Source organism: Streptomyces sp. NPDC088745 (assembly GCF_044751045.1).
In the GTDB taxonomy this organism is placed as follows: domain Bacteria; phylum Actinomycetota; class Actinomycetes; order Streptomycetales; family Streptomycetaceae; genus Streptomyces; species Streptomyces cremeus.
In genome coordinates this window covers 613,439-624,707 of sequence record NZ_JBIVLB010000003.1, presented here as the reverse complement: position 1 = coordinate 624,707, position 11,269 = coordinate 613,439, and the positions used below count along the sequence as shown (strand labels likewise).

Genomic DNA, 11,269 nt, shown 5'->3' with positions numbered 1-11,269 from the left:
TTCTTGTTCTCGGGGGCGGCGATGAGGACCCCGCCCGGGGGGGGCGGGTCCCGCGGGCGGTCCGGGTTTTGGAGTTCCGCGCCTACCGCCGCCCCCCCGGCGTCGCGCCGGGGCGCCCGGGGCCCCACGACCTCACGCGCGATGCGGTCGGCGTCCACGACGACCGCGCCGTACGACGCGAGCAGCCGCGACACTTCACTCTTGCCGGCGCCGATACCGCCGGTCAGGCCCACTCTCAGCATGACCGGCAGCCTAAGGCGCACCGCTGCGGGGCTACAGGTCGCCCTCCCGCTCGGCGAGGAACTTCTCGAATTCCAGTCCGATCTCGTCCGCCGACGGCAGGTCCTTGGCCTCCGCGACGAGACTGCCGCGGGTCTCGGCGCCCGCCACCGCGTCGTACTGGTGCTCAAGGCCCTGGACCAGCGCGACCAGTTCCTCGTCGCCCTCGCCGACCTGACGGTCGATCTCGTCCTGGGTGCGGCGCGCCTCCGTGCGCAGCGCGTGCGCCACCGACGGCAGGACCAGGCCGGTCGCCGCGGTGATCGCCTCCAGGACGGTCAGCGCCGAGTCGGGGTAGGCCGAGCGCGCCACGTAGTGCGGCACGTGCGCGGCGACGCCGAGGACGTCGTGACCCGCCTCCGTCAGCCGGTACTCGATCAGCGACTCCGCCGAACCCGGCACCTGCGCCTCGTCGAACGGGCTGCGGTGGCCCGGCACCAGGTCGGTGCGGTTGCCGTGCGGAGTGAGGCCCACCGGGCGGGTGTGCGGGACGCCCATCGGTATGCCGTGGAAGTTCACCGCGAGCCGCACCCCGAGGCGCTCCACGATCTGACGCACCGCCGCCGAGAACCGCTCCCACTCCACGTCCGGCTCCGGGCCGGAGAGCAGCAGGAACGGGGCGCCCGTGGCGTCCTGCACCAAGTGCACTTCGAGGGAGGGGGTCTCGTAGTCCGACCACTGGTCGCGCTTGAACGTCAGCAGCGGGCGACGGGCCCGGTAGTCGACCAGCCGGTCGTGGTCGAAGCGCGCGACGACCTGGTGGGGCAGCGAGTCCAGCAGCTTCTCGACGATCTGGTCGCCGGTCTCCCCCGCGTCGATATAACCGTCGAAGTGGTAGAGCATGACAAGTCCGGCCGACTCCTGGGCCAGCGCCATGTCGACGACGGCCAGCCCCTTCGGCTCCCATGCGTACAAACCCTGCGGATCAAGCACGATTCCCGCTACCTCCTCGCGTTTCACAGGGAAGAACGTGCCGCGGGCCGCGGGCATTCCCCGCCACGCCGCCTTCCCTCAGCCTTCCCTCATACGAGTGGACGAGCCCACGAACGGGAACTCCGCCGAGCGCACGCGACAAGGCCCGGACGCACGGCGAGGCCCGCTCCCCCGAAGGGGAACGGGCCTCGCTGTTCAGCCGGTTCGGCTCCCGGCCGTCACCCGGAGACGGTGACGGTCAGGCAACCACGCGACCGGTGGGGGTCAGAGCGTTCAGCTCTGGCCGCCCGCCAGCTTCTCGCGGAGCGCGGCCAGGGCCTCGTCCGACGCCAGGGCGCCGGAGTTGTCGTCCGACTCCGAGGAGTAGGAACCGCCCGAGATGCCCGCACCGGCGTTGCCACCGGTCGCGGCCGGAGCGGCAGCGCCCTCGGCAGCGGCGGCCTCGTCGGCCTCGCGGGACTTGATGACCTGGGCCTGGTGCTGCTCGAAGCGCTGCTGCGCCTCGGCGTACTGACCCTCCCAGGCCTCACGCTGCGACTCGAAGCCCTCGAGCCAGTCGTTCGTCTCGGGGTCGAAGCCCTCGGGGTAGATGTAGTTGCCCTGGTCGTCGTACGAGGCAGCCATGCCGTACAGCGTCGGGTCGAACTCCACCGAGGCCGGGTCGGCGCCGAAGGACTCGTTGGCCTGCTTCAGCGACAGCGAGATCCGGCGACGCTCGAGGTCGATGTCGATGACCTTGACGAAGATCTCGTCGTTGACCTGGACGACCTGCTCCGGGATCTCCACGTGGCGCTCGGCCAGCTCGGAGATGTGGACCAGGCCCTCGATGCCCTCGTCGACGCGGACGAACGCACCGAACGGAACCAGCTTCGTGACCTTGCCGGGGACGACCTGGCCGATCTGGTGCGTACGGGCGAACTGCTGCCACGGGTCTTCCTGCGTCGCCTTCAGCGACAGGGAGACACGCTCGCGGTCCATGTCGACGTCGAGAACCTCGACGGTGACTTCCTGGCCGACCTCGACAACCTCGGACGGGTGGTCGATGTGCTTCCAGGAGAGCTCGGAGACGTGCACGAGACCGTCGACGCCACCCAGGTCCACGAAGGCACCGAAGTTGACGATCGAGGACACGACGCCGGAGCGGACCTGACCCTTCTGGAGGGTCGTGAGGAACGTCTGGCGCACCTCGGACTGGGTCTGCTCAAGCCAGGCACGGCGGGACAGGACCACGTTGTTGCGGTTCTTGTCCAGCTCGATGATCTTGGCCTCGAGCTCCTTGCCCACGTAGGGCTGGAGGTCGCGGACACGGCGCATCTCGACGAGGGAGGCCGGCAGGAAGCCACGGAGGCCGATGTCGAGGATGAGACCACCCTTGACGACCTCGATGACGGTGCCGGTGACGATCCCGTCCTCTTCCTTGATCTTCTCGATCGTGCCCCAGGCGCGCTCGTACTGCGCACGCTTCTTGGACAGGATGAGACGGCCTTCCTTGTCCTCCTTCTGGAGAACCAGGGCCTCGATCTCATCGCCCACGGCGACGACCTCGTTGGGGTCGACGTCGTGCTTGATGGAAAGCTCGCGGGACGGGATGACGCCTTCGGTCTTGTAACCGATGTCGAGCAGGACCTCGTCCCGGTCGACCTTCACGATGACGCCGTCGACGATGTCGCCGTCGTTGAAGTACTTGATCGTCTCGTCGATCGCGGCGAGGAAGGCTTCCTCGTTACCGATGTCGTTGACCGCTACCTGCGGGGTGGTAGAGGTGGTCTCGGTGCTGCTCGTCATGTGGGAAAGGGCTCCGGTACGGACAGAAATCGTAGGTACTGCTACGCCGTGAGCCTGTCGCTCTGCAGAAGCCGGACAGCCGAAGAAGCACCGAACCGGCGGAACCGGCGGGCACCTCGAAAACCGAGGAGACATACATACAGATGCGAGCGCGGCCTGCTAGGTCTGAGGCGCGCAGGCTCGCAGCGCAACTTGTAGCATACGGGGGCCGCCGGGCAGGGTCAATGCGCGAAGGCACCCACCCGGGGCGGAACGCCCCATACCCGGCACAACTCGGGTCCGGCGAGGCCACCATGGGCTTCCCGCTCCCCCCGGACCCCTTCCCGGCCGCTCCTCGGGGAGGTACCCGGGAGGGGTTCCGGCGGAGCCTACTCAGACTATTCGAACGGGCGCAATGATCCACGAAGACGACTCCTCCGACGCGGTTTCCCTCGACGCCCTCGCGGCCGGGGAGGACACGGAGCCCGAGGCCACCCGGCGTGACGCCGGCGACGCGGAGAGCAGCCGGGCCAGCCGGGGCTGGTGGGACAGCAACGCGGACGAGTACCAGCTCGACCACGGGACCTTCCTGGGCGACGACCGCTTCGTGTGGGGCCCCGAGGGCCTCGACGAGGTGGAGGCGGAGCTGCTGGGCCCGCCGGAGGACCTCAAGGGGCTCGACGTGCTGGAGATCGGCGCGGGCGCCGCGCAGTGCTCGCGCTGGCTGGTGCGGCAGGGCGCCCGCCCGGTCGCCGTGGACCTCTCGCACCGCCAGCTCCAGCACGCGCTGCGGATCGGCGGCGGCGAGGACGGGGTGGGCCTGGTGCAGGCCGACGCCGGGGTGCTGCCGTTCCGGGACGGCTCCTTCGACCTGGCGTGCTCGGCGTACGGGGCGGTGCCCTTCGTCGCGGACCCGGTGAAGGTGTTCCGCGAGGTGCGCCGGGTGCTGCGGCCGGGCGGGCGGTGGGTGTTCTCGGTGACGCACCCGATCCGCTGGGCGTTCCCGGACGAACCGGGCCCCGAGGGGCTGTCGGTCTCCGCGTCGTACTTCGACCGCACTCCCTACGTGGAGCAGGACGAGCAGGGGCGGGCGGTGTACGTCGAGCACCACAGGACGCTCGGGGACCGCGTCCGGGACGTGGTCGCCGGCGGCTTCCGGCTGGTGGACCTCGTGGAGCCGGAGTGGCCCGCGTGGAACAGCTCGGAGTGGGGCGGCTGGTCCCCGCTGCGGGGGAATCTGATCCCGGGGACGGCGATCTTCGTCTGCGAGCGGGACTGACACCGGGCGCTTCGTCTGCGAGCGGGACTGGCGCCGGACGCGCACGGGGGTCCGCCCCGCTCCCGTACGACACTGTGGGGATGATCCGTAGCGAAGCCCTCGACCAGTTGCCCGTGCGCACGGCGGTGCCCGCTCTCGTGGCGGCGCTCGACGCGCACGGGGCCGCGGTGCTGTGCGCGCCGCCCGGCACCGGCAAGACGACGCTGGTGCCGCTGGTGCTGGCCGGTCTGGTGGGCGGCGGACCGGTGCGCAGGGTGGTGGTCGCGGAGCCGCGCAGGATCGCCGCCCGGGCGGCGGCCCGACGGATGGCGTGGCTGCTGGGCGAGCGGGTCGGCGAGCGCGTCGGAGTCACCGTGCGCGGCGAGCGCACCGTGTCCCCGGACACCGTCGTGGAGGTCGTCACCACCGGCGTGCTGCTGCAACGGCTGCAGCGCGACCAGGAGTTGACCGGCGTGGACGTGGTCGTGCTGGACGAGTGCCACGAGCGGCACCTCGACGCGGACACCGCCGCCGCCTTCCTGCTGGACGTACGTGCCGCCCTGCGCCCGGAGCTGCGGCTGGTGGCGGCCTCCGCGACGACCGACGCGGCGGGCTGGTCACGGCTGCTGGGGGACGCGCCGGTGGTGGAGGCGCAGGGGGTCTCGCACCCCGTCGAGACGGTGTGGGCGCCGCCCGCGCGGCCGGTGCGCCCGCCGCACGGGATGCGAGTGGATCCGGTGCTGCTGTCGCACGTGGCGTCGGTCGTGCGCAGGGCGCTCGCCGAGCGCGAGGGCGACGTGCTGTGCTTCCTGCCGGGGGTGGGGGAGATCGCCCGGGTGGCGGGGCAGTTGAGCGGGGTGGGGGCGGAGGTGCTCCAGGTGCACGGGCGGGCGCCCGCCGCCGTGCAGGACGCCGTGCTGGCGGGCCCCGCGTCCGGCCGCCGGGTGGTCCTGGCGACGTCCGTGGCGGAGTCGAGCCTGACCGTGCCCGGGGTGCGGGTCGTCGTGGACTGCGGGCTGGCGCGTGAGCCCCGTACCGACCACGCGCGGGGGCTGAGCGCGCTGACGACCGTACGGGCGTCCCGGGCGGCGGCACGCCAGCGCGCGGGGCGGGCCGGGCGCGAGGCGCCGGGCACGGTGTACCGGTGCTGGGAGGAGGCCGAGCAGGGGCGGCTGCCCGCCTTCCCGAACCCGGAGATCAAGGTGGCCGACCTGGCCGCGTTCGCCCTCCAGGCGGCCTGCTGGGGCGACCCGGAGGCCGCCGGACTCGCCCTGCTCGACGCCCCGCCGGCCGGTGCGATGGCGGCGGCGCGGGAGGTCCTGACGGCGATCGGCGCGGTGGACGCGCGGGGCCGGGCCACCGACCGGGGCGTACGGCTCTCCCGCCTCGGGCTGCATCCGCGGCTGGGGCGCGCGCTGCTGGACGGCGCGCGGGAGATCGGCGCCCGGCGGGCGGCGGAGGTGGTGGCGCTGCTGAGCGAGGAGCCGCCCCGGGAGTACGGGGACGACCTGGCGGAGGCGTGGCGGGCGGCCCGGCGCGGCGGCGACGCGTACGGGGCGCGCTGGAAGCAGGAGACCCGGCGGCTGGCGTCGGGGGTGCGGGGCGAGGGGGCCCCGCTCGCGGACGACGCGGCGGCGGGCCTGGTGGCGGCGCTGGCGTTCCCGGAACGGGTGGCGCGGGCGCGGGGCGCGGGGGCGTTCCTGATGGTGTCGGGGACGGGCGCGGAGGTGGGCGAGGGGTCGCGGCTGCGCAGTGCGCCGTGGCTGGCGGTGGCGGTCGCGGACCGTCCGGCGCATGCGGCGTCCGCGCGGGTGCGGCTGGCGGCGGTGCTCGACGCGGACACCGCGCGGGTGGCGGCGGAGCACCTGTACGGGGTGCGGGAGGAGGTCCGCTGGGAGGGCGGGGACGTGGTGGCCCGGCAGGTGGAGGCGCTGGGCGCGGTGGAGCTGGCCGTGCGCCCGCTGCGCGAGGTGCCCCGGGGGCAGGTGCGCGGGGCGCTGCTGGAGGGGCTGCGGCAGGAGGGGCTCGGGCTGCTGCGCTGGACGCGGGACGCGGCGGGGCTGCGGGAGCGGCTGGCGTTCCTGCACCGGCAGCTGGGAGCACCGTGGCCGGACGTGTCGGACGCGGCGCTCGTGGAGTGCGCCGGGCAGTGGCTGGAGCCGGAGTTGTCGCGGGCGCGGCGGCGGGCGGACCTGGGGCGGATCGAGGCCGGGCAGGCGCTGAGCCGGCTGCTGCCGTGGGCGGGCGGGGAGGCGGCGCGGCTGGACGCGCTGGCGCCGGAGCGGATCGAGGTGCCGAGCGGGTCGCGGATCCGGGTGGACTACTCCGGTGAGCAGCCGGTGCTGGCGGTGAAGCTCCAGGAGATGTTCGGGCTGGCGCAGACACCGCGGGTGGGGGCGTCCGGGTCCTCGCCGGGGGTGCCGGTGCTGGTGCACCTGCTGTCGCCGGCGGGGCGGCCGGTGGCGGTGACGGCGGACCTGGCGTCGTTCTGGCGCGAGGGGTACCGGGGGGTGCGGGCGGAGCTGCGGGGGCGCTATCCGAAGCATCCGTGGCCGGAGGACCCGGGGGCGGCGGCGGCCACGCGGCACACGAAGGCGCGGGCGGCCCGGCAGGGGACGGGCGGCTGACGGAGCGGGCGGCCCGGGGGCGGAGAGGCAAGCTGCCCGAGGGCGAGGGGCCGCGGGCCGGGGAGGAGGAGGCCCCCGGCGGTCAGGAAAGAGCGGCCGGGGCCGGGGCCCGGGGCCGGGCCGGGGCCGGACGGCGGCCGCGGGCCTCCAGCCAGAGGGCGAGGGCGAGCAGGGCGAGGCCGAGGACGAGGAAGCTCCAGGGGAGGTAGGAGGTCAGCAGGAGGACCGGGGTCCGGTTCGCCTTGACGAGGGCCAGCGTGGCGTCGACGTAGTCCGCCCGCATCTTCACGTGGCCGGAGAACGCCGTGACCTTCTCCCGCCCCTGCAGCAGGCTCCCGCCCCGCATCTCCTCGGTGTGGATCTCCTCCCCGTTCACGGGCGCCCCCGTCACCGGGTCGACCCAGAACATCCGCTTCGTCGTGTACCACATGCTCGTTCCGGTCTGCTTCTCCAGCGTGCCGGAGTCGATTCCGGGCAGCGGCATCCTCTTCGGGTACGGCACCTTCGTCCACGGGACGGTCTGCTCGAAGTAGTAGACCTCGATCCCCCGGAACTCCTGCGTCCCCCGATAGTGGATCGGAGCGGTGAGCCGGGCGCGCGCGTCGTAGTACTCGTAGTCGCGCTTCTCCGTCAGGAAGGGCCACTTGAACTCGATGCCGCGCCGCCGCACCGGGTCCCCGTCGACCATCTCCCCGGTGGCGTGCACGGGGTCCTGGGTGTGCGCGTCGAAGATGTAGCGCTCGGGGATGGTGGAGACCATCTTCCCGTCGGGCCCCGCGACGTAGGAGAGGGCGTCCCAGACGACCACGTCCCGCCCTGCGGTCCGCTCGATCCGCTGCGACTCCTCGACGTTGCCCTTGAGCGTCTGCACGACGGTCAGCTTCTCGACCTGTCGGGCCCGCATGGTGCCGTAGTCGATGAGCGTTGCGGGCTTCGCCTCCAGGACCATGTCCTGGTACTGGCCCGGCGGGATCTTGGCCAGCCGCGGGAAGGCGTACCACCGGGTCAGTGGCGCGAGGGCGGTGAAGAACACCGCGAGGGCGAGCAGGACCAGTCCGGCTTTGCGTCGCATCCGCTGTCCGCCCCCGTCACTTCTTCGGTGCCGGGACGGTGGTCAGCAGCGGTTTCGGCGAGGTCTCGCCGGCCGGTGCGCCGACCGCCGTGATCGTGAGGACCAGGGCGAACGCGGCGGCCAGCCCGACGGCTGCGGCGATGAGGGCGCGCATGTACCGACTTCCTCCCGCTGAACTGTTTCTGACGTCCCGTCAGGGAGGGGGCACCGTAGCAACGCCGCCGCGAGAGGGGAACACCGAAGCGGGCACGGAAAAACGAACAGGGGGGAGGCGCCGGGTCGTCCCGGTCCCTCCCCCCTGTCGGGGTTCCACTACGGCTGCGGTTTCCGCTACGGCTACGGCTTCCGCGCCGGCTTCGGCTGCGACTACGGCTTCGGCGAAACCGAGCCGGACGGGCTCGCGCTCCCACCCGGCGACTTGGTCGGCGTCTTGGTGGGCTCCTTCGTCGGCTCCTGCGTGGGCGGAGTCGTCGGAGGCGTGGTCGGCGGCGTCGTGGGCGGGGTCGTCGGAGGCGTGGTGGGCGGTGTGGTCGGCGGCGTCGTCGGGGCGGCCGTGACCGTCAGCGTGACGTTCAGCGCCACCCCGTCGGCGACGACGCGCAGCACGTACGTCCCGGCCTTGGGGCCCGCGTACAGCTTCGGCAGCGCCACCGTGCCGTCCGCGCCGGTGACGAGTCCGCCCACGGTGCGCACCGCGGTGCCGTCGGCGGCCTGGAAGTGCGGGCCGACGCCGACGACGACGGCGGACACCTTGGAGCCCTTGAGCGCCTTGCCGTCGGCGGTCGCCCTGACCTCGACGGTTCCGGCGAACGCTTCGCCCGCCTCGGCCTTGAGCGCGGTGGTGGAGGTGCGGGTCAGCGCGTCGGCCTTCGGCGCGGGGGCCTGCTTGGCGGTGACCGTCGCCCAGAACTCGGCGGCCGGGGCGCCGGGCGTCGACGCGCGGACGACGAAAGCGCCCGCCCTGTCGCCCGCGGCGAGCACCGGCGCCGTCGCGAGGCCGTTCTTGTCGGTGGTGACGGCGGTCCGCAGCGCGTTGCCGGGGAAGCGGGCCTCGGTGGCGCCGACGACGAGGAACTCGACCTTCGCACCCGCGACGGGCCTGCCCGCCTTGGTGAGCACCTGCACGCCGGGCCGGTCGGCGAAGTCCTCGCCCGCGACCGCGGTCAGCTTCGTCGCGCCGACGGCCTTGAGCGCGGCGGCGGTGTCCGGCGCGGTCGGCGGAGTGGTCTGGCCGGCGCCGGGCTTGGTGGTGCCCGGGGTGGGCGTGACGGGCGGGGTGGGCGCGACGGGCGGGGTGGCGCCGTTGCCGTTGGGCGTCCTGGTGTGGCTGTCGGGGGTGGGCGTGCGCGGCTGGACGCCGGTGCCGTCGGGGACGGAGTGGGTGCCGCGGTTGTAGAAGTCGTACCAGGACAGGACCGTCCGCAGGTACTCCCGCGACCGGTTGTAGCTGAGTATCGCCTTGTCGCGGTCGTCCGGGTTCGTCATGTCCCGGGAGCCCGCGCACAGGTAGTGCCCGGCGGCGAGCGCCGCGTCGTAGATGTTGTTCGGGTCCTTCTTGCCGTCCCCGTTGCCGTCCTTGCCGTTGCGGGCCCAGGTGGAGGGGATGAACTGCATCGGGCCGACCGCGCGGTCGTACGTGCTGTCGCCGTCGTACGCGCCGTTGTCGGTGTCCTTGATGTTGGCGAAGCCGACGCCGTTGAGGACCGGGCCCAGGATCGGCGTGAGGGTGTTGCCCTGGGCGTCGACCTGGCCGCCGCGCGCCTGGCCGGACTCCACCTTGCCTATGGCCGCCAGGAGTTGCCAGGGCAGCCGGCAGGACGGGTCGGCGGCCTCGACGGCCGTCTGCGCCTTCTTGTACGCGTCCAGGACGGTTGCGGGCAGCCCCGCCTCGGGGGTGCCCACGGCGGCGCCGCCGCCGTCGCCGGTGCCCGGCATGCCGATGCTCGCGTCCGGAGCTCCGGGGGTGGTGAGCGGCGGAAGGTCGGTGTAGTACGGGGAGTTGCCGGTGGCCGCCGACTCCGGTCCCGGCTTCGCGCCGGCCGTCTGCCCGTCGTACGTGGTCCCGGCCGCCCCGGGTGCCTGTGACGCGGACAGGGCGGCCACGGCTATCGCCGCCACCGCCGTCGTGGTCGCTCCCTTGCGCAAGCGACGACCGAACTGTGCAGCCATGCGAGTGGTCCCTCCCCATCGGCGGCGGTACGCGCTCCCCAGCGCGACGACCCACGTGACACTACGACAACTCTTGGCGCCGGAACACAGGCTTCTGGTCGGTTTTCACCTCTTCGACACTTTCGTATCGGCAGAAAGCCGCGTCCCCGCGGTCCCGCATACTGAGCGGCATTGATCACCTGTGAACACGTCGTGCCCGAGGGGGGACCTCACTCGGGCCGTGTCGGAGGGGGAGCCCACATGCCGTTCACACTCAGCCATGCCGCCGCCGTGCTGCCGGGAGTCCGCCGCGACGGCACCGGACGCGGCCCCTTCCTGCCGTCGGCGCTCGTGGCGGGTTCCTTCGCCCCGGACCTGACGTACTTCCTGGCGTCGGTCCTGCCGGGCGGCATGTCCTTCGGCGCCTTCACGCACTCGGCGCCCGGCGTCGTCACGGCGGACGTGCTGTGCACGGCGCTGCTGGTGCTGTTGTGGGTGCGCTCGCGCGAACCGCTGGTGGCGCTGCTGCCCAGACGCTGGCAGGGGCGGGTGCACGGCGTCGTGCGCGGGGCGCGCTGGAGCGCCGTGTCGCCTTCGCTGGTGCTGCGGTTCGTGCTGTCGGCGGTGGTCGGGTCGCTGACGCATGTGGTGTGGGACCTCTTCACCCATCCCGGCAGGCTCGGCACGGAGTGGTTCCCGGTGCTCGGGCACACCTACGCGGGCCTCCCGCTCTACACCTACGCGCAGTACGGGTCGTCGGCGCTGGCGGCACTCGTCCTGTGCTGGTTCCTGGTGACGGCGCTGCGCCGGCAGGCGGGGGCCTCCCCTGACGGCGTGCCCCTGCTGGAGCGGCGTCAACGGGGTCTCGCGCTGGCCCTGTTGGGCGGGTGCGCGGTGCTCACCGCGGTGCTGCGGTGCCTGCGCTGGCAGGCCCACCAGAGCGTGCCGCTGCGGCCGTTCGACTACATCCCCACCATCTGCTTCGGCGCGGGCGCGGGACTGCTGGTGGGGCTCGTGCTGTACGTCGCGCTGGCGGGCCGGTGGCGGGCGGCCGCACCGGACCGCGAGGACCACGAGGACCGGGAGGCGGTGCCGGACGCTGCCGGAGCGCCGCGGACGGCCGGGGCCCGGCCCCGTACCCGATCGCACTGATCGCGTACGGGACCGGGCCCCCGGGACGCGCACGGC

At 73.3% G+C, this 11,269-nt stretch carries 9 protein-coding genes; 3 read left to right on the top strand and 6 right to left on the bottom strand.

What is annotated here, in order from left to right:
• The 3 genes from ACIP93_RS12065 to rpsA form a co-directional block, all read right to left on the bottom strand.
• On the bottom strand, positions 1-242 hold a 242-nt coding region (locus ACIP93_RS12065), incomplete at its 3' end, for a dephospho-CoA kinase (protein WP_401757727.1).
• Positions 243-273: 31 nt separating this feature from the next.
• Positions 274-1,212, bottom strand: a complete 939-nt coding sequence (locus ACIP93_RS12060) for a PAC2 family protein (protein WP_345224047.1) — start codon at positions 1,210-1,212, stop codon at positions 274-276.
• Positions 1,213-1,485: 273 nt separating this feature from the next.
• On the bottom strand, positions 1,486-2,997 hold the full coding sequence (gene rpsA / locus ACIP93_RS12055; protein WP_345224045.1) for a 30S ribosomal protein S1: 1,512 nt from the start codon (positions 2,995-2,997) through the stop codon (positions 1,486-1,488).
• A 394-nt stretch (positions 2,998-3,391) separates the two neighbouring features.
• Between rpsA and ACIP93_RS12050 the strand changes: the two genes are divergently transcribed.
• Together ACIP93_RS12050 and hrpB are read left to right on the top strand one after the other, a co-directional pair.
• Complete coding sequence (locus ACIP93_RS12050; RefSeq protein ID WP_401757724.1) at positions 3,392-4,255, top strand: class I SAM-dependent methyltransferase; 864 nt, start codon at positions 3,392-3,394, stop codon at positions 4,253-4,255.
• 80 nt (positions 4,256-4,335) lie between these two features.
• The gene (gene hrpB, locus ACIP93_RS12045; RefSeq protein ID WP_401757722.1) at positions 4,336-6,861 is read left to right on the top strand and encodes an ATP-dependent helicase HrpB; all 2,526 of its coding nucleotides are present in this window, start codon (positions 4,336-4,338) and stop codon (positions 6,859-6,861) included.
• Positions 6,862-6,943: 82 nt separating this feature from the next.
• On the opposite strand, the gene ACIP93_RS12040 is transcribed toward hrpB, so the two are convergent.
• The 3 genes from ACIP93_RS12040 to ACIP93_RS12030 form a co-directional block, all read right to left on the bottom strand.
• Positions 6,944-7,933 (bottom strand): DUF3068 domain-containing protein, encoded by a 990-nt coding sequence (locus ACIP93_RS12040; protein ID WP_401757720.1) that lies wholly within the window; start codon positions 7,931-7,933, stop codon positions 6,944-6,946.
• Between the two features lie 16 nt (positions 7,934-7,949).
• Entirely contained in the window at positions 7,950-8,087 is a 138-nt protein-coding gene (locus ACIP93_RS12035) for an SPW_0924 family protein (protein WP_345224037.1), read from the bottom strand.
• A gap of 212 nt (positions 8,088-8,299) precedes the next feature.
• Positions 8,300-10,102, bottom strand: a complete 1,803-nt coding sequence (locus ACIP93_RS12030) for a lytic murein transglycosylase (RefSeq protein ID WP_345224034.1) — start codon at positions 10,100-10,102, stop codon at positions 8,300-8,302.
• Between the two features lie 240 nt (positions 10,103-10,342).
• Between ACIP93_RS12030 and ACIP93_RS12025 the strand changes: the two genes are divergently transcribed.
• Positions 10,343-11,233 (top strand): DUF4184 family protein, encoded by an 891-nt coding sequence (locus ACIP93_RS12025; protein ID WP_401757718.1) that lies wholly within the window; start codon positions 10,343-10,345, stop codon positions 11,231-11,233.
• Positions 11,234-11,269 lie beyond the last annotated feature (36 nt).